General features: G+C 58.1%; 18 protein-coding genes and 1 pseudogene. 4 read left to right on the top strand and 15 right to left on the bottom strand.

Translation table 11 applies throughout. The annotated features are described in order from the left end of the window. Positions 1-1,273 precede the first annotated feature (1,273 nt). Positions 1,274-1,900 (top strand): response regulator transcription factor, encoded by a 627-nt coding sequence (locus ALQ04_RS09700; protein ID WP_025261490.1) that lies wholly within the window; start codon positions 1,274-1,276, stop codon positions 1,898-1,900. A gap of 111 nt (positions 1,901-2,011) precedes the next feature. Here ALQ04_RS09700 and ALQ04_RS09705 read toward each other — a convergent pair whose 3' ends face one another. From ALQ04_RS09705 to metG, 8 genes and pseudogenes are all read right to left on the bottom strand, one after another. Next, entirely contained in the window at positions 2,012-2,194 is a 183-nt protein-coding gene (locus ALQ04_RS09705) for a PA3496 family putative envelope integrity protein (RefSeq protein ID WP_122315543.1), read from the bottom strand. A gap of 107 nt (positions 2,195-2,301) precedes the next feature. Beyond that, positions 2,302-2,940, bottom strand: a complete 639-nt coding sequence (nth, locus tag ALQ04_RS09710; RefSeq protein WP_122315544.1) for an endonuclease III — start codon at positions 2,938-2,940, stop codon at positions 2,302-2,304. Further along, on the bottom strand, positions 2,937-3,518 hold the full coding sequence (locus tag ALQ04_RS09715; RefSeq protein WP_122315545.1) for an Rnf-Nqr domain containing protein: 582 nt from the start codon (positions 3,516-3,518) through the stop codon (positions 2,937-2,939). The genes nth and ALQ04_RS09715 overlap by 4 nt, the downstream gene beginning before the upstream one ends. Then, positions 3,515-4,114: an RnfABCDGE type electron transport complex subunit G gene (locus tag ALQ04_RS09720; protein WP_122315546.1), complete on the bottom strand. Its 600-nt coding sequence runs from the start codon at positions 4,112-4,114 to the stop codon at positions 3,515-3,517. The genes ALQ04_RS09715 and ALQ04_RS09720 overlap by 4 nt, the downstream gene beginning before the upstream one ends. Beyond that, positions 4,111-5,097, bottom strand: a complete 987-nt coding sequence (locus tag ALQ04_RS27220; protein WP_259644985.1) for an RnfABCDGE type electron transport complex subunit D — start codon at positions 5,095-5,097, stop codon at positions 4,111-4,113. The genes ALQ04_RS09720 and ALQ04_RS27220 overlap by 4 nt, the downstream gene beginning before the upstream one ends. A 600-nt stretch (positions 5,098-5,697) precedes the next feature. Next, positions 5,698-6,069 (bottom strand): annotated as a pseudogene (locus tag ALQ04_RS27650) (RnfABCDGE type electron transport complex subunit B); the annotation flags it as partial. Further along, positions 6,066-6,647, bottom strand: a complete 582-nt coding sequence (locus tag ALQ04_RS09730) for an Rnf-Nqr domain containing protein (RefSeq protein ID WP_122315548.1) — start codon at positions 6,645-6,647, stop codon at positions 6,066-6,068. The pseudogene ALQ04_RS27650 and the gene ALQ04_RS09730, both read right to left, overlap by 4 nt. A gap of 132 nt (positions 6,648-6,779) precedes the next feature. Next, a complete protein-coding gene (gene metG / locus ALQ04_RS09735; protein ID WP_122315549.1) occupies positions 6,780-8,822 on the bottom strand; it encodes a methionine--tRNA ligase in 2,043 nt (680 codons plus the stop codon). Positions 8,823-8,986: 164 nt separating this feature from the next. On the opposite strand from metG, the gene apbC reads away from it, so the two are divergent. Beyond that, a complete protein-coding gene (gene apbC, locus ALQ04_RS09740; RefSeq protein WP_122315550.1) occupies positions 8,987-10,081 on the top strand; it encodes an iron-sulfur cluster carrier protein ApbC in 1,095 nt (364 codons plus the stop codon). A gap of 108 nt (positions 10,082-10,189) precedes the next feature. Here apbC and ALQ04_RS09745 read toward each other — a convergent pair whose 3' ends face one another. Next, positions 10,190-10,399, bottom strand: coding sequence for a cold-shock protein (locus ALQ04_RS09745; RefSeq protein WP_002554837.1), 210 nt, complete (start codon positions 10,397-10,399; stop codon positions 10,190-10,192). A gap of 319 nt (positions 10,400-10,718) precedes the next feature. Here ALQ04_RS09745 and dcd point away from each other — a divergent pair, with 319 nt between their 5' ends. Both dcd and ALQ04_RS09755 read left to right on the top strand, forming a co-directional pair. Then, a complete protein-coding gene (dcd, locus tag ALQ04_RS09750) occupies positions 10,719-11,285 on the top strand; it encodes a dCTP deaminase (protein ID WP_025261480.1) in 567 nt (188 codons plus the stop codon). Between the two features lie 113 nt (positions 11,286-11,398). Beyond that, on the top strand, positions 11,399-11,614 hold the full coding sequence (locus tag ALQ04_RS09755) for a hypothetical protein (protein ID WP_122315551.1): 216 nt from the start codon (positions 11,399-11,401) through the stop codon (positions 11,612-11,614). 47 nt (positions 11,615-11,661) lie between these two features. Here ALQ04_RS09755 and ALQ04_RS09760 read toward each other — a convergent pair whose 3' ends face one another. The 6 genes from ALQ04_RS09760 to ALQ04_RS09785 all read right to left on the bottom strand — a co-directional run bounded on the left by ALQ04_RS09760 (position 11,662) and on the right by ALQ04_RS09785 (position 18,649). After that, the gene (locus tag ALQ04_RS09760) at positions 11,662-12,426 is read right to left on the bottom strand and encodes an ABC transporter ATP-binding protein (RefSeq protein WP_122315552.1); all 765 of its coding nucleotides are present in this window, start codon (positions 12,424-12,426) and stop codon (positions 11,662-11,664) included. Between the two features lie 9 nt (positions 12,427-12,435). Then, the gene (locus ALQ04_RS09765) at positions 12,436-13,554 is read right to left on the bottom strand and encodes a succinylglutamate desuccinylase/aspartoacylase family protein (protein ID WP_122315553.1); all 1,119 of its coding nucleotides are present in this window, start codon (positions 13,552-13,554) and stop codon (positions 12,436-12,438) included. A gap of 15 nt (positions 13,555-13,569) precedes the next feature. Further along, on the bottom strand, positions 13,570-14,280 hold the full coding sequence (locus ALQ04_RS09770) for an ABC transporter permease (RefSeq protein WP_122315554.1): 711 nt from the start codon (positions 14,278-14,280) through the stop codon (positions 13,570-13,572). Further along, complete coding sequence (locus ALQ04_RS09775; protein ID WP_122315555.1) at positions 14,277-15,005, bottom strand: ABC transporter permease; 729 nt, start codon at positions 15,003-15,005, stop codon at positions 14,277-14,279. The genes ALQ04_RS09770 and ALQ04_RS09775 overlap by 4 nt, the downstream gene beginning before the upstream one ends. Positions 15,006-15,090: 85 nt before the next feature. Continuing rightward, entirely contained in the window at positions 15,091-15,873 is a 783-nt protein-coding gene (locus tag ALQ04_RS09780) for a transporter substrate-binding domain-containing protein (protein WP_122315556.1), read from the bottom strand. 298 nt (positions 15,874-16,171) lie between these two features. Further along, positions 16,172-18,649, bottom strand: coding sequence for a penicillin acylase family protein (locus tag ALQ04_RS09785; protein ID WP_122315557.1), 2,478 nt, complete (start codon positions 18,647-18,649; stop codon positions 16,172-16,174). Between the last annotated feature and the right edge of the window lies 1 nt (position 18,650).

The following is an 18,650-nucleotide window of genomic DNA, read 5'->3' on the forward strand; positions in this document are numbered from 1 at the left end:
TGGTTATACGCATGGCCAATTCAAAAGAATTGTCAGGCCCGGTCCGGGCTTGTCAAAGGGAGGGTGTTCCTGATCGGCCATGTTCATGTTGCCCGAATCCTTTCGACTCTCTTGATAAGCAGAGTCCATATAAAGCAGTGTTATTCGTGGCGTCATTAAAATGACGTCGGTTGTTGGGGCGCTCCAATCTAACTGCACATAGTTGTTGGCAGAAAGTAATGAGTTCGTTGTTAAAAAAGTAACGACTGGTAATAGAATTTGCAAGTAAAAAAATGGCGCACTACATGAATTCACTTATTAAACTTGAAGTGGTCTTACATGTTGCTATCTACCGTCTGCTAGTCGTGTAGTACGTTTCCTCTTTGGTGCGACGGGTATGGAAGTAAAATGAAATATAGTATTAGCTACTTGTCGAATGAGCCATTCGCAGAGTTGAAGTGTGTAAGGTGAAGCAAGGAAAGGCCTGAACTTGGATGCGGGGAGTATTTATGTATCACTTTTATTGTGGTGATAGCGTAGAGTCAGCATCCTGAAGGCTTCTGTGCTGACTGGCTGGAGGTGGTGAAGTCCCGGAGTCATGCTTTGTAGGAAAGATCTGATCTTTTTGTGGTTTTGGTCTTTTCGCATGTCGATGTATAAGAAAGGTATATTTATATGTGTATTTTTTCAACATTCTGTTGGTATATGGCTTGAAGCGAAATGCATGGATTCACCCATAGAATATGATGCTCTCTTGATCACCTGTACGCGATGTGTGGCTTGTTGGTTATGAGGAAGGGCACCTTATAGATGTTCTGGTCATGATCCCCGAGGTCACTGAGTCTGTCCCGGGAAGTACCTGCCAGTAGTGCTCGGGGTTGCTGCATGCAGTATTGAAAGTAGTGGCAAGAAGCTATGGGGATGGCATCTATCCGGATCATTGCCGTTACCTGCGTAATCATGAAGGTGATGGCATGTTCATCGGCTATTGTCGGTCAGAGTTCAGAGGTTTAAAGACTAATGCTTGACCTTGCGGCAATAATTGTTTTACCTGAGTTGCGATGCTCTATCTCAGCACTCCAGACGGTAATAATTTCATAAAATTCCGAAGGGGAGGCTCTATGAAAAACATAAAAAATAGTTCGTTAATAGCGAAAATTGTAGGAATTTTCTGTTGTGTATGTGGGAATGGTCTTTGGCTGTTGGTCCGCGAGGGTGAGCGTCATGCAAAGCACTAAACGACTAAGCTATTGTGCTGACTCTGAAAATTCGAATAGCGAAAAGTGGACTGCCCATGAATAAAGTGCTGATCGTGGATGATCATCCTGTCATTCGCCTTGCTGTACGCATGCTGATGGAGCGCCATGGCTATGAGGTCATTGCGGAGACGGACAATGGAGTGGATGCGTTGCAACTGGCTCGCGAACATTTGCCGGATATTGTCATTCTGGATATAGGGATTCCCAAACTGGATGGCCTTGAAGTTATCGCGCGCCTGTCTGCCATGACATTGCCATTCAAGGTTCTGATTCTTACTTCCCAGGCTCCTGGCCACTTTTCCATGCGTTGCATGCAGGCCGGTGCGGCGGGATATGTCTGCAAGCAACAGGACCTGACCGAGCTGCTGAGTGCCATCAAGGCTGTGCTGTCGGGCTACAGCTACTTTCCCAACCAGGCCTTGCATACCGTGCGCTCAAGCATGGGCAATGCCAGTGAGGCCGATATGGTCGACCGTCTCTCGGGGCGCGAGATGATGGTGCTGCAGCAACTGGCCAGAGGAAAAACCAACAAGGAAATTGCAGACGGCATGTTTCTCAGCAACAAAACCGTCAGCACCTACAAGACACGCCTGCTGCTCAAGCTCAATGCGCACTCACTGGTCGATCTGATCGAGCTCGCCCAGCGTAACGGGCTGGTCTGATGCTCAAGCCCGCAAAGGTCCCCGTGGGTCGGCGCAGTTTCGCTCCGGCAAACCCGTGCGAAAGCCTCTCCTGATGAGAGGCTTTGAAAACGGGGTTATGCAAGGGCGCGCCTAGAGGTCGAAGTCGTAGTCGGCCAGTTGTTTCTGCAGGCGCCGTTCTTCAAGCAGATTATCGATGGTGCGTCGCTTGTTCAGATTGGTCTTGGCGGGTTCGACCGGTGCTTGCTCGCTTTCGTCTGAATCGACAGCGATAAAATCGTCGTCTACGTCCAATTGCTCTTTGCCAGTACTCATGAAAGTTGACTCCAGGCTTTGGCTGTCGTTGGCGCACCTTATATCGATAATCCTGATGCCGGTAAAAAAGATTTTTTCAATCGATTGAGTAATAGAACTGCTATTGCTCAATCGTCAGAGGTCTTTTCCTTGTAGTCGCACAGGTCTTCGATTCGGCAACTGCCGCAGCGCGGCTTGCGTGCCTGGCATACATAACGCCCATGCAGGATCAGCCAGTGGTGGGCGTCCAGCAGGTAGTTTTTGGGTACAAATTTCATCAACTGCTTTTCCACTTCCACCACGTTTTTGCCGGGTGCGATACCGGTACGGTTGCTGACCCGAAAAATGTGCGTGTCGACTGCCATCGCCATCTGGCGAAAAGCGGTGTTGAGCACGACATTGGCGGTTTTGCGGCCAACACCAGGCAAGGCCTCCAGGGCCTCACGAGTTTGTGGCACTTCACCGTTGTGCAGTTCCATCAGTAGCCGACAGGTTTCAATGACGTTTCTGGCCTTGCTGTTATAAAGCCCGATGGTCTTGATGTACTCGGACAAACCTTCCACACCCAGCGCATGGATCGCCTGCGGCGTGTTGGCCACCGGGTACAGCCTTGCCGTGGCCTTGTTGACGCTGACATCGGTAGCCTGTGCAGACAGGATCACCGATATCAGCAACTCGAACGGCGTGGTGTAGGCCAGTTCGGTTTTTGGATCAGGATTGTCTTCGTGGAGCCTGCGGAAGATTTCCAGACGTTTTGCGGCATTCATGAAGAGGGTATTTCCTTGGAAGGTGTCGGCCTGCTCAAGGCGTTGTAGCCGGCAAGCAGAAGGCCCAGAAGTATGAAGCCACCCGGCGCCAGAATTGCCATGTGCAAGGCCGGGTTCGGAAGGTTAATTTGCCACTGGATGGCCTGATTGCCAAACAGCCAATGGGCATTGGCAAGAATCGTCGCGTTGCCCAGCAGTTCGCGTAGAAAACCCAGCATCAGTATCAACGCGGCGTATCCGCCCAGAAGTTTTGCGCTGATGTTCGCCACCCGGATCTGCATGCAGTGGATCGCGATCAAGGGCAGATAGACGCCCAGCGCCTGATGCAGTGCAGGTGCCAGAAGTTGCAGAGCCGTTTCTGTACCTGTGACCAGTGTGGCGGCAATCAGGGCGCTGGCGAGCCATCTCTGAGCTGCATCCAGTAGCGCAGATAGCGCCTGCAACAAGGCTCTGTGCAAGGTCGCGACCATCGCGAAGATCAGCAGGAAAGCCAGCGCCTTGATCAGCGTGTCCGTGACGCCCAGCAGCGGGACCAGGCTCAGGCTGCCGATCATGATTGCTGACGTCCGCAGGCTCATGGCTGTCCCCCGACTTGAGGCAGAAGCTGTGCCTGGTGATTGTCGAAGTAGCGCAAGGTATCGCGCAGTGTGTCGACCACGGCTCTGGAGGTGATTGTGGCGCCGGCGATCTGATCGAAAGCGCCGTTATCCGTTTTCACTGCCCAGTTCGCTTCGCCGGGGCCGTCCAGCGATTTCCCTGAAAAACCGTTCAGCCACTGCGGTTCGCTGGCGATACGGGCACCGATGCCGGGTGTCTCGTGCTGTTCAAGCAGCTTGATACCCAGCAACCGGCCTTCAGCCGACACGCCGACCAGCAATTCCACCGGGCCGGCATAACCCTGGCCGCGGCTATGAAAGATCACGGCGCAGGGCCGGCCGGCACGGGTGGCGAGATAGGCGCTCAGCACTGATGAATCGCTGACGGGCAGGGTCAATGGCTGGCGCAGTGGCTGATTGTCGTAGCTGGCGCGTGGCAGCACGCTTGACCATTCCTGATCGCGTGCCTGTTCCTGGGCGGCTTGAATGCGCGGGCTGGCTGCGTGTTGCAGGGCAACGGTAATGCCGATGCCCAGTCCGGCGATGACCAGCAGGGTCAGCAGCCCGGACGCTTTCATGAGGTCGTTTCCGCAGATGCTCGCATTGCCAGCCGCTCCAGGGCCGGTACGGCAAGATTCATCAGCAGCACGGCAAAGGCCACGCCGTCCGGGTAGGCGCCCCAGGTGCGTATCACGTAGGTCAGCAGGCCGATGCCGACCCCGAACAGCAGGCGTGCACGCGGGCTGGCGGGGCCGGATACCGGTTCGGTGGCGATAAAGAACGCCCCGAGCATCGTGGCGCCGGTCAGCAGGTGAAACAGCGGTGAACCATGGGAGTCCGATCCCGAGCCGTTCCAGAACAACAGGCTGACCACGAACAGGCTGGCCAGCATGCCCAGCGGAGCCTGCCAACTGATGATCCGCTGTTGCAGCAACAGTGTGCCGCCGGCCAGAAAGGCCAGATTGACCCATTCGCTGCCACGACCGCCCATGCTCCCGAAAGCGGGGTTGCCCGTGAACAGTTCATCGATGGTCAGATGAGTGTTGATGCGCAGTACATCCAGAACCGTGGCCTGGGCCCAGGCATCCGGCTGCTGAGCAACACTGAAGCCGAAAATCTGCTGCAGGCTGCCTGTCAGACTCAAGCCATGACTGGCAGGCCAGTGATTCATCTGTTGGGCAAAGCAGGCCAGTGCAAAGGCATAGCCGAGCATGGCCGGATTGAAAGGATTCTTGCCGACACCGCCATACAAGTGTTTGCCAAATAGCATGGCGAAGGCGCTGGCCGCACAGGTCAGCCACCAGGGCGAGTAAGGCGGCAAGGCGAAGGCGAGCAGGGTTGCGCTGACCAGTGCGCTGCCGTCCAGCAGGCCTGGGCGCACGGGCTGGTTACGCAAGCGCAGGCAGGCGCACTCGGTCAGCAGGGCAGTACTGGCGGCCAGCAGCCAGGTCAGCAGCACGCCCCAGCCATACAGCCACAGCAGCGCCAATGCGCCAGGCAGCAGGGCAAGCAGCACCGTGCCCATGGATTTTTGCAGGCGTTCAGGCGTTTGCATCTTCATCTCGGCGTGTTGCAGCTCTGTGCTCAGGGCGGCGAGCTGTTCGGCCGATGCCTCTGCTGCCTGGGCTTTTTTCAGGGCAGCGCGGGCCATGGCCAACTGGATCTTGGCGCGCTTTACGCCGCCGTTGTCGACTTTGGCGACGGGTGCCCGGGGTTGTTCAGGCGCATCGCGCAGCAGTGTTTCCAGAGCCTGTTCGGCAGCCTCGAATTCACGTTGCAGTTCCACCAGCCGTGCAGCCTGCTCGGCGATGGGAGGATGACCGAAAGCCTTGAGCGACTTGTTCAGTTGTGCCCGGCTCATGGCTACGTTGATACGGGCTTTTTTCAGCGCTTCGTCTTCCACGTTTGTCTTGTCGCTACGCGCCCGATCAATTGCCGAGGCTGGTTGGGCACTGCTGACCGGTGACGGTTTTTGCGCGCGCGCCTGGCGTTCTGCCGCACGTTGTTCCTGCTCACGACGCAACCGGGCATTGCGCGACTCGAAACGATGGCGCGCATGGTTGCGCTTGTGGGTGCGGGCCTGTTGCTGTTCGGCAGACAGGCTGGGATCGCCGACCATCGGCGTGACGTTTGTCGGTTTCAGTGGAAGCATATCGATGCAATCTACCGGACAGGGCGCCACGCACAGGTCGCAGCCGGTGCATTCGTCGACGATGACCGTATGCATCTGCTTGGCCGCCCCGACAATCGCATCCACCGGGCAGGCCTGAATACACTTGGTGCAGCCGATGCACTCGGCCTCACGAATGAACGCGACCTGCGCCGGTGCCAGGCCGCGCTTGGTATCCAGTGGCAGCACTGGCACGCGCAGCAGTTGCGCCAGTTGACCAATGGTTTCCTCACCTCCCGGTGGGCATTTATTGATGGCTTCACCACTGGCAATGCCTTCGGCGTAGGGCTTGCAGCCGGGATGGCCGCATTTGCCGCACTGGGTCTGCGGCAGCAGGGCGTCGATGCTGTGTATCAGGTTCATGCCTTGACCAGCCCGTTGAAGCCCAGAAAAGCCAGCCCCATGAGGCCGACACCGATCAGTTGAATCGGCATCCCGCGAAACGGTTGTGGAATGTCTTCGGTCCGCACCCGTTGTCCAAGATCATCCAGCAGGCTCAAGACCAGCCAGAAACCGAGGCCTGCACCCAGGCTTAAGGCCAGCAGATGGCCAAGCCCCTGTTCAGGCAGCTGTTCAGGCCCTATGCCGAGCAGCAATACACCAGTTACGCCTGCATTGCCCAGCAACAACGGCCGCAGTCCGTCGAAGTCCAGACGTGGGAACAGTCTTTTCAGTGCCGTCAGGCTGGGCATGGTCAACAGCACCAGTACCGGCAGGAATACGAACAGCCGCAGGTAAGGCACTGGAAGCAAGTAGTGCAGGATCAGATAGCTGACGATGCTGCTTGCCAGCATCAGCCAGCAGGTCGCGATCCCCAGCGCATGCAGGCGATGGCGGTGCAGGGAAGTGGTTCGAGTCAGCGGATCGGCGCCCAGCGGCTGCTGCAACACGAAGTTGTTGATCAGCGCGGCACTCAGGAGTGTGTAGATGAAGTCGGTCATGATCTTGCCGGGTGGCGAACAGGCTGGCGAGCCTCTTTCAAGGGTAGACAGTATCCGGCAAGGAAGCGGCTTGCGGACATGCGAAGGCCCGATAGCAGCCAGGTTGCAACTGCTATCGGGCCTTCGCGTGCATCACTTGATGCGTTGGCCTGGCTTGGCGCCGCTGTCGGGGCTCAGCAGGTAGATTTCTTCACCGCCAGGGCCGGCAGCCATCACCATGCCTTCTGACATGCCGAAGCGCATCTTACGTGGTTTGAGGTTGGCGATCATCATGGTCAGGCGACCTTCCAGTTCGCTCGGGTTCGGGTAGGCGCTCTTGATTCCGGAGAACACGTTGCGCTGCTCGTCGCCGATATCCAGAGTCAGGCGCAACAGTTTGTCGGCGCCTTCCACGTGTTCGGCTTTGAGGATCAGTGCAACCCGCAGGTCGACGGCGGCGAAGGTATCGAAATCGATTTCCGCCGACAGCGGATCCTTGGCCAGTTCGCCGTTGCCTTTGGGCGCAGTGTCGGTTGCGCTGGCGGCGAGGTCTTCCTTGGAGGCTGCGGTCATGGCTTCCACTTTCAACGGATCGATGCGGGTCATCAGCGCCGAGAACGGATTGAGCTGATGATTGCCCAGCAGGGTCTTGTGGTCGTTCCAGGTCAGCGGCGCGACATTGAGGAACTTCTCGGCGTCAGCGGCCAGCAGTGGCAGCACCGGCTTGAGGAAGATCACCAGTTGGCGGAACAGGTTGATGCCCAGGGCGCAAACGGCCTGGACTTCATCCTGCTTGCCTTCCTGTTTGGCCAGCGCCCATGGCGCCTTGTCGGCAATGAAAGCGTTGGCGCGGTCGGCCAGGGCCATGGTTTCACGCATGGCGCGGGCAAAGTCGCGTGCCTCGTAGGCTTCGGCGATGCTCGGTGCGGCAGCCAGGAAAGCGTCGGTCAGTTCCGGTGCGGCATTGCTTTCGACCAGAACGCCGGCGTTGCCTTTGTGAATGAAGCCGGCACAGCGGCTGGCGATATTGACCACCTTGCCGATCAGGTCGGAGTTGACCTTTTGCACGAAGTCTTCAAGGTTCAGGTCGAGGTCGTCGACGCCGCGGCCCAGCTTCGAGGCGTAGTAGTAACGCAGGTACTCGGGCGGCAGGTGTTCCAGGTAGGTGCGGGCCTTGATGAAGGTGCCGCGCGACTTGGACATTTTCTGCCCGTTCACGGTCAGGTAACCGTGTACGTTGATGCCGGTAGGCTTGCGCAGGCCGGCGCCTTCGAGCATGGCAGGCCAGAACAGGGCGTGGAAGTTGACGATGTCCTTGCCGATGAAGTGGTACAGCTCGGTGCTGGAATCCTTGGCCCAGTAGGCATCGAAGTCCAGGTCCGGGCGGCGCTCGCAGAGGTTCTTGAAGCTGGCCATGTAGCCGATAGGCGCATCCAGCCAGACATAGAAGTATTTGCCCGGCTCGTCCGGAATCTCGAAGCCAAAATACGGCGCGTCGCGGGAGATGTCCCACTGCTGCAGGCCGCTATCCAGCCATTCGGCGATCTTGTTGGCGACCGCATCCTGCAGCGTGCCGCTGCGGGTCCAGCTCTTGAGCATGGCGTCGAATGCGGGCAGGTCGAAGAAGAAGTGCTTGGAATCCTTCAGGACCGGCGTGGCACCGGAAATCGCCGATTTCGGATCTTTCAGATCGGTCGGGGCATAGGTCGCGCCGCATTTTTCGCAGTTGTCGCCGTACTGGTCCTCGGTGCCGCATTTCGGACAGGTGCCCTTGATAAAGCGGTCGGCCAGGAACATTTTCTTTTCTGGGTCGAAATACTGCGTGATCGAGCGAGTGGCGATATGCCCGGCATCGCGCAGGCGCGTGTAGATCATGCTCGACAGCTCGCGGTTTTCTTCCGAGTGCGTCGAGTGGAAGTTGTCGAAGTCCACCAGGAAGTCGGCAAAGTCGGCGCTGTGCTCGGCCTTGACGTTGTCGATCAGTTGTTCCGGGGTGATGCCTTCCTTTTCTGCACGCAGCATGATTGCCGAGCCGTGGGCATCGTCTGCGCAGACATAAGTGCACTGGTTGCCGCGGTGCTTCTGGAAACGTACCCACATGTCGGTCTGGATGTACTCGAGCATGTGGCCAAGGTGAATGGAACCATTGGCATAGGGCAGGGCGCTGGTAACGAGAATCTTGCGTGGCTCGGACATGGGGCTCGGCTACTTGAAGTGAAACGGAGGTCGGCCACTATAAAGGTCTGAGCAATTTTTTTCACCTTGCAGCGACCCTGCAAATGCAGTGAAACCATGTCGGGATTCGACATAACGGGTAGGATAGCCGCCTGTTTCAGTCAGTCTCTTTTCGGAGTAAGCCCATGAGCGCTGTTAATCGCGCAGCGGTGGAGACGATTCTTCGCCAGTACACCGACCCCTATATGAACCTCGATCCGGTCACTGCCGGTTGCGTTCGAGCCATCGATATCGACGGCGCACAAGTCAGCGTGCAGCTTGAGCTGGGTTATGCCGCCGATCTGTTCAAAAATGGCTGGGCGCAGGTGTTGAAAACGGCAATCGAAGGCCTCGATGGCGTTGCCTCGGCCAAGGTCGATATCCGCAGTGTCATCAATCCTCACAAGGCCCAGAGCCAGATTCCGGGCCTGGCCAATGTGAAAAACATCGTTGCCGTGGCTTCGGGCAAGGGGGGCGTCGGCAAATCCACGACCGCAGCCAATCTGGCGCTGGCCCTTTCTCGTGAAGGCGCCCGGGTCGGTATTCTGGATGCTGACATCTATGGTCCTAGCCAGGGCGTGATGTTCGGTATTCCTGAGGGCACGCGCCCGCGCATCAAGGACCAGAAATGGTTCGTGCCGGTCGAGGCGCATGGTGTTGAAGTCATGTCCATGGCGTTTCTGACCGATGACAACACACCGATGGTCTGGCGCGGGCCGATGGTGTCCGGTGCCTTGCTGCAACTGGTTACCCAGACTGCCTGGAACGATCTGGATTACCTGGTCATCGACATGCCGCCCGGCACCGGCGATATCCAGTTGACCCTGGCGCAGAAGGTGCCGGTGGCAGGCTCGGTGATTGTCACCACGCCTCAGGATCTGGCCTTGCTGGATGCGAAAAAGGGCGTCGAAATGTTCCGCAAGGTCAATATTCCGGTATTGGGTGTCGTGGAAAACATGGCGGTGCATATCTGCTCGAACTGCGGGCATGCCGAGCATCTGTTCGGTGAGGGCGGCGGCGAGAAGCTCGCTTCGCAATATGACGTTGAACTGCTGGCTTCGCTGCCGCTGTCGATGTTGATACGCGAGCAGGCCGATGGCGGCAAGCCGACGGCAATTGCCGAGCCTGAAAGCCAGATTGCGATGGTCTATCAGGAACTGGCGCGGCATGTCGGGGCGCGAATTGTCTTGCAGGAAGCTGCAAGCCCGGCGATGCCGACGATTTCAATCAGCGACGATTGAGGGCTACAGGAGCGAATTCATTCGTGAATGAATTCGCTCCTGTAGCAAGCACAAGCACAAAAAAACCCCGCTTTTGAGGGCGGGGTTTTTTAAGCGAATCAGGACAAGTTAGATAACTTGAACTTCTTCAGCTTGCATGCCTTTCTGACCGCGGGTAGCGATGAAAGAAACCTGTTGGCCTTCTTTCAGGCTTTTGAAGCCGTCGGATTGGATAGCTTTGAAGTGTACGAACAGGTCGTCACCGGATTGTGGAGTGATGAAGCCGAAGCCTTTTTCATCGTTGAACCACTTAACGGTACCAGTTTGGCGATTGGACATAATATATCTCCTTGGACAAAGTTAACTGCGACTCAGGAAGAGCCCTGGCCGAGACTGAGTGCAAAGAGCTGGAAAATTCATGGAGATGGTTGGATCGAAATTCAACATCGTGTAGAGATTCTCAGTGACACAAGCAACACAGTGGCGCCACCTTAACCCTTTTTAAGAGACGTGCCAATGGTCTGATGAGGATTATTTCCATTAGCGGCCCAAGCGGGTACAAGACCCCTAAAGTCAGGATCTGTTGCCTTTGAACCGGACGCCTTGGCCCGGTAAGATGCCGGACATCTTTTTTCACCTCGCTATTCAGGACATCGCCATGAGCATCAAATCGGACAAGTGGATTCGCCGCATGGCGCAAGAGCAAGGCATGATCGAGCCCTTCGTCGAGCGCCAGATGCGTGGCGAGGGCGCCGACCGTCTGATTTCCTTCGGCGTTTCCAGCTACGGCTACGACGTGCGTTGTGCCGATGAATTCAAGGTTTTCACCAACATCAATTCGGCGACCGTCGATCCGAAAAATTTCGATGAAAAAAGCTTCGTCGATATCAAGAGCGATGTCTGCATCATTCCGCCCAACTCCTTTGCGCTGGCGCGTACCGTCGAATACTTCCGTATTCCGCGCAACGTCCTGACCATCTGCCTGGGCAAGAGCACTTATGCGCGCTGCGGGATCATCGTCAACGTCACGCCGCTGGAGCCGGAATGGGAAGGCCACGTGACGCTGGAGTTCTCCAACACCACCACACTGCCGGCCAAGATCTACGCCAATGAAGGCGTGGCGCAGATGCTGTTCCTGGAATCCGATGAGGAGTGTGAAGTCTCCTACAAGGATCGTGGCGGCAAGTATCAGGGCCAGCGTGGCGTAACCCTGCCTCGCACATGATTTTTCGGGTGCCGGGCCTGGGTGATTGAATTAATGCCCGTTTGTGCACTCTATTCCCTGACTGTCTCCCCTCACACATAGCGTATGTGGGGACTGATGATCGGGAGTGCCCTATGAAGACAGATTTCAAACCCACTGACCGGGAAAAGCCCCCTCAACTCAATGAGATCGGACTGCTTGCCTGGTCGTTGATGGCTGATTCGCAGTTCAATATGGTGGGCGGCGGCATTCCGGGTGATCCAGGCCCGGACACGCCCTATCCGCCGCAGCCGCCGGAGCCCGGTGAGCCGACCTTGCCGGACGAGCCGCCGCCCGTTCCTGTCGCCTGAATACCCTTGTGGTAGAAAGGCGCCAGTCTGTCCTGGCGCTTTTCTGCTTACTTCAGGTTGCCGCTCAGGAACTGCTGCAGGCGCTCGCTCTTGGGATTGTTGAGCACTTCGTCCGGATGCCCCGACTCTTCGATCTGGCCCTTGTGCAGAAACACCACTTGTGTGGCGACCTTGCGGGCGAAGCCCATTTCGTGGGTGACCAGAATCATGGTCCGGCCTTCTTCAGCCAGGCCCTGGATTACCTTGAGCACCTCACCGACCAGCTCCGGGTCGAGGGCCGAGGTGGGTTCGTCGAACAGCATGATTTCCGGTTCCATCGCCAGTGCGCGGGCAATTGCCACTCGCTGCTGCTGGCCGCCGGAAAGAAAGGCAGGATATTGATCGGCGACCCGCTCGGGCAGGCCGACCTTTTCCAGATACTTGCGGGCACGCTGTTCCGCTTCGGCCTTGGGCACACCGAGCACCCGGCGCGGAGCCATGGTGACGTTTTCCAGCACGGTCATGTGCGCCCACAGGTTGAAATGCTGGAAGACCATCGCCAGCCGTGTGCGGATGCGCTGTAGCTCATCGGCATCGGCGACCCGCATACCGTCCTTGTCGCTGACCATGCGGATCTGTTCGCCATCCAGACTCATGGCGCCGTCGTTGGGTTGTTCCAGAAAGTTGATGCAGCGCAGAAAGGTGCTCTTGCCTGAACCGCTGGCGCCGATCAGGCAGATCACATCACCGCTTTGTGCCTTGAGCGATACGCCCTTGAGTACCTCGTTGTCGCCATAGCTTTTGTGCAGGCCATCGATGGTCAGTTTGTACATGTCGGGTCCTCAAGGAGAAAGTAGATAGCCGCTGCGATAGGCCTGAGTGCCAGCGACATGAGCGATGATCATGCCTGCGGTTGCCATGCGTCGTAATGAGCGGGCATACAGCAGGCCAGCGTTTTGCGCGTGAATGGAGGTGACGGCGTCGCTGATCGGGTCGATGACTTCGGCGATCAGTTGCCCGGCCTCGATGTACTCGCCGGGCAGGGCACAGAACACCAGCAACCCGCCAGCCGGAGTGAAGACCGGCTCGACCGCTGCCAGCGGAGTCGCCGGGTAAAGCAGCTCGGGTGGTTCGGGTGCTTCGCCGGCAATCGCGCCAAAGTCGATCAGGTAATTGATGATCGCCTGGCAATCGCGGCTGCCCAGAGCGTGATTGACGTCGCCCTGGCCACGTAATTCGAGCGTCACCGAGAAACTGCCCATCGGGATCGGGAAGCGCTCACCGAAGCGTTGCTGCAATTGCCACCAGACCAGCGTGAAGCATTCATCGAACGATTGCCCGCCCGAATCGGTCGCCAGCAGGCTGGCCTGTGCGCCCAGATAGCGCGAGAGCGGTTCGACTTTTGGCCAGGCTTCGGGCGTGGTGTAGAGGTGTTCCACCGACTCGAAGTCGCAATGCAGATCGAGCACCATATCGGCAGTGCAGGCAAGTTTTTGCAGGGTCAGACGCAGTGACTGCAATTGCGTCGTGGCGACCTGCGCATCGAGGGCCATGCGCAGGTTGGCGCGGATCAGCGCCAGGTTGTGCTCGGCATTGCCATTGAGCTGGCTTTCGATCCGATCGCCGATCTGTTCGCCGAGGTCGGTAAACCAGCGATTGAAATTCTGCCCGCTCTCCAGCTCGTAACGCCCCAGCGGGGTGTCCATCAGAATCTGTTCCAGGCCAATCGGGTTGGCCACCGGGACGACAATGATTTGCGCACGCAGCAGGCCTGCGTTTTCCAGTTCTGCCAGACGCTGTTTCAGATACCAGGCCACCAGCATGCCCGGCAGTTCGTCGGCATGCAGCGACGCCTGGATATAGATCTTGCGGCCTGCATCCTGCGGGCCGTAATGGAAACTGTGGACTTGCCGCGCAGTGCCGGGCACCGGCGACAGCAAGTCGTGGGTCTGATGATCCATGGGCGGAAAACCTGTCTAGTGAGCCGGGCCGAGAAAGGCCAGCCAGCGACGTTCGGCAAGACGGAACAACCCGACAAGAATAAAAGTGACGGTCAGGTACATGACCGCGGCAATCCCGAAGGACTGGAAGGTCATGAAGGTTGCCGAGTTGGCATCGCGTGCCACCTTGAGAATGTCCGGCACCGTGGCGGTGAAGGCAACGGTGGTCGAGTGCAGCATCAGGATCACTTCGTTGCTGTAGTACGGCAGCGAACGACGCAGCGCCGACGGCATGATCACGTAGGCATACAGCTTCCAGCCGGTCAGGCCATAGGCCTTGGCCGCTTCGACTTCGCCGTGGGCCATGCTGCGTATCGCACCGGCGAAAATCTCGGTGGTGTAGGCGCAGGTATTGAGGGTGAAGGCCAGGATGGTGCAGTTCATCGCGTCGCGAAAGAACGCATCCAGCAACGGTTGTTCACGCACCGCCGCGATGCTGTAGATGCCGGTGTAGCAGATCAGCAACTGTATATAGAGCGGCGTGCCGCGGAACAGGTAGGTATAGAACTGCACCGGCCAGCGTACCCAGCGCTTTTCCGAAACCCGGGCGATGGACAGCGGGATCGACAGGCAGAAGCCGATGGCGATGGAGGCGCTGAGCAGCCACATGGTCATCGCCAGGCCGGTCACGTTGACGCCGTCGGTATAGAGAAAGGCCTGCCAGTACTCCTGAAGCAACTCGATCATCGTTTTGCCTCCCGGCTGCCTGCGGCGTAATGCCGTTCGGCCCAGCGCAGGGCGATGTTCGAGGCGCTGGTGATCAGCAGATAGATCAGCGCTGCCAGCACCAGGAAGTAGAACAGTTGATAAGTGCTTTTGCCGGCATCCTGGGAAGCCTTGACCAGATCGGCCAGACCGATGATCGACACCAGTGCAGTGGCCTTGAGCAGTACTTGCCAGTTATTGCCGATACCCGGCAGCGCGTAGCGCATCATTTGCGGGAACACCACATAGCGAAAACGCTGGCCGCGTTTGAGGCCATAGGCAATGGCGGCTTCGACCTGGCCGCGTGGAACCGACAGAATGGCACCGCGGAAGGTTTCCGTGAAATAGGCACCATAAATGAAGCCCAGAGTGATGACGCCGGCACCGAACGGGTTGATTTCGATGTATTCCCATTCCATGGCATCGGTGAGGCTGGTGAGCCAGGTTTGCAGGCTGTAGAAAATCAGCAGCATCAGCACCAGATCCGGAACCCCGCGGATCAGGGTGGTGTAGATCTGGGCCGGCACGCGCAGCAGCGCCGAGCTGGACAGCTTGGCACTGGCGCCGATCAGGCCGAGCACGATGCTCAGCAACAGCGACAGTACCGATAATTTGATGGTCATCCAGGTACCCTGCAACAGCAGCGGGCCGAAGCCTTTCAAGCTGAATGCCGAGAGTCCCAGGTTTTGCATGAGTGCATCGAGCATGGGTCAAGCCTTGAGCGGGCAACAAACAGAAACGCCCATCGAGAGCGGCGGCGGATCATCGCCGAAATCGATGGGCGTCGGGGTGTTATTTACCGCTGTACAGATTCAGGTCGCCAAAGTGTTTTTTCTGGATTTCGGCGTAAGTGCCATCATCGTGTAACGCTTTGATACCTTTATCCAGAAGAGCCTTGAGCTCTTTGTTACCTTTTGCGATACCGATAGCGGTCTTGGCTGGCAACAGAGGGCTGTCGACCGGCTCGCTGACTTCATAGCCAGCGCCTGCCGGGGACTTCAGGAAGCCCAGTTCGGCTTGCAGCATGTCCTGGATGGAGGCATCGAGGCGGCCGGAAGTCAGGTCCGCATAAACCTGATCCTGGTTGGCGTAGGCCTTGGTGCTCACGCCAGCCTTGTCCAGCACGGCCTTGGCATAGGCTTCCTGGATGGTGCCTTGCTCGTAGCCGACGCTTTTGCCTTTCAGGCTGGCCGGGTCTGCGGTGAAGCCTGCACCTTTTTTGAACACCAGCGATGTCGGGCCGGAGAACAGTTCGTTGGAGAAGTCGATGACTTTCTCGCGGGCCGGGGTCACGGTCATCGACGAGATCACACCGTCGAATTTCTTGGCTTTCAGGCCCGGAATCATGCCGTCGAAATCGCTTTCGACCCACTTGCAGGTCACGTTCAGTTCTTTACAGATTGCATTGCCCAGGTCGATATCGAAGCCCTGGAGGCTGCCGTCTGCGGCTTTCGATTCAAAAGGAGCGTAGGAAGGATCGACGCCAAAACGCAGCTCCTTGTACTCCTTGGCCATTGTGTTACCGGCGGCCAGGCACAGAGCCAGTGCGGAAAGGGTCAGCCATGCTTTTTTCATTGTTCAGTCCTTAACCAAATTGAGCGTAGAGAACACGCCAGGCTTGCTACCGGCGGATGCCAGACCGGCAAGAAGTAGCAATTTCCGAACCAACGAGACGAACGTGCGTTTTAAATGTAAGCACTTGTCGCAATGGTGAATTAGCTTGCCATCATTGGCGATTTTGCTTCCGGCCCCCGGAGCGGGCGGATTTGGCGCGCGGTTCCATGCCCGCACTGCAGGAGCGATTATTGCTCAATCGATGCGTCCAGAATGGGGCGCCGCAAACGCGGCGCTCCATTTTGGTGCTTTTAGAGTGTTACTTGCCGGGAGTCAGGGTAAGGCGCTGCTTGCCATAGCCCTTTTCATAATTCTGCTGTTGCAGCGGGATCGACTGATATTGCGCCTTGAGCCACGGCTCTATGCTATTGGCGTAGTGCGGGCTGGCCGGATTGTCCGACTGACCGGTACTGACCATGCCCATCATCGGCTCGACCTGACTGAAGTCGACGATCATGCGCATGGCTGGAGCCGGATGGGCATCCAGATTCTGGCCCCACTCATAACCCGAGACATTCAGAGTGCTGTGGTCACCACCGGCCGCGCTCGGGCTGCGATTGAAATGGTTGCCGCCCAGGGCCCTGGCCAGAGGGTTGGCTGGCGCAGACCAGTTTTCGCGATGCAGCTTGCCCCATTGCCAGGCCTTGTGGTCGCTGCCCAACAGGCTGTCGCCTGCGCTGATGGCGGCCGCCAGACTGCGCGCCAGAATCGCTGGCTTGTCTTCTTTTTGCGGGGTTTTCAGGTCGTCCCAGTAAGGGCTGTCTTCGCGGCCCAGCAGGTGATCGGCCTGCGGCGAGTAGGACGAGCTGGCATTGGCGCTCAAGGCTTTCCAGGCCAGGCTGCTTTCCGGACCCAGTTCGTCGAGGAAAGTCTGTTTGGCGCTTTCCTGCAGGAACAGCTCATAGAGCGCTGCATCGGCGGAACTGGCGGTGAGTCTGCCATCGAAAGCCATCAGGCGGGTATAGGCTTCCCGAGCCTTGCCGCGCTCGGCCTCGGGCAGTGCGTCGATGGCCTGCTTGAGCGGCTTGGCCATGCCCGGCGCCTCGAACATGTTCTTGAGCTTGGCGGCAAAGGTCGTGGTCTGGTCGTACTGCATGGCGATGGTGCTACGGGTGTCCTGCTTGCCAGCATTGGCCAGTTCGGCAATACGCTCGGCCCGTTCCGGATAGCCCCAGGAATTGGACAGTTGCATGCCATAACCCTTGGGCACCGTGCGTTGATTGGCGGTGGCGATCCAGCCCTGGCGCGGGTCCTGATCGTAAGGATGCAGCATCGCGTCGGCAAAGCCGTCCCAGTCGTACTTGCCATCCCAGCCCGGCGAAGGCAGCAGGCCCTGGCCTTCACGGCGGTTCGGGAAGCGACCGGTCACCTGCCAGCCGATGTTCGAGGCATCGGCAAACACCATGTTCAGGGTGATTGCACGAATTTCGCGAGTGGTGTCGAAGGCTTTTTCTACGTTGGGTGCGCGGGACAGATCGAAGAACGCATCGAGGCTCTTGTCGTCCTTGACGTCCGGGGTTTGCAGGGCCAGGCCCAGACCGTTGCCCAGCGCTGTTGCGCCGGTATTCAGCAGTGCGCCGTGGCGGGTGGCATACACGGTTTCACGAACCGGGCGGCCACCTTTGACCAGGAAGGTTTCTTCGTGGGCGATGGCAGGCAGCCATTTGCCGTCAGCCATATAGAACAGGCGGTTGTTTTCGCGCTTGAGCTTTTCCAGGAACAGGTCCTGGTTGTCGCCCTTCACGTTGCTCATGCTCCACGCCAGCTTGCCGTTGAAACCGCTCAAGACCAGTGGCAGACCGGCAATCGACGCGCCCGAGGCCTGATACTTCGGTGCGCGCAACTGCACGAAACTCCAGGCCGACGTGATGCCCGCAGGCAATTGTATCTCGCTGGCCAGCAGGCTCTTGCCGTTGCGGCTGCGTTGCGGGGCGATGGCCCAGTTGCTGGCAGCAGCCACGCCGAGCATGTTCAGGTCGGCGAGTTGCAAGGCAACCTTGTTCAGGTCGTTCAGTTCGGGGAGCTGGTTGTTGAGGCTCAGGCCCTTGAGCTTGTCGGCTTCAGCGAATGGCAAGGCTTCGTCGGGATAGGTCGGCAGCAGCCAGGCCAGTTTGTCGGCACCGACTTTCTGCGCCAGCACCAGTGCCGAGAGTTCTTCCTGCAGGTTCACCGACATATTGAAGCTCAGCAGGCTGAAAATCAGCGCCGAATCCTCGGGTTTCCAGTATTCCGGGCGATAGCCGGAGCTGGCCAGATCTGCCGGCAGTTTGTCGCGGTAGCGGAATAGATAGGCGTTGACCCCGCGGGCATACACCTCGAAGAAGCGCTTGAGGCGCGGCGATGAGGCGTTGTAAAGCTCGCTGGCGCGTTGCTTGAGATTGGCCGAGCGCATCAGGCGATCGACTTCCAGCGCATCGGCGCCGGCCATTTCCGCCAGACGTCCTTGTGCCAGCAGGCGCATACCGAGCATCTGGCTGATGCGGTCGCCGGCATGCACATAACCCAGCGTGAACAGCGCATCGTGATACGTGCTGCTTTCTATCAGTGGCATGCCCAGATTGTTGCGGCGTACCGATACGTTCTGGGCCAGCCCCTTGACCGGGAATACCCCGGAACCGGGCAGCAATGTGTCGCTGTCACCACCGCCCAACTGGCAGCCCGCAAGGCCCAGGAAACTTGCCGCAAGGGCGGCAGCACTGAATCGGCTCAGGAAATATGAAGGGGCTGGCGAGGCCATG

This window comes from Pseudomonas cichorii, from assembly GCF_003700275.1.
Taxonomy (GTDB): Bacteria; Pseudomonadota; Gammaproteobacteria; order Pseudomonadales; family Pseudomonadaceae; genus Aquipseudomonas; species Aquipseudomonas cichorii_B.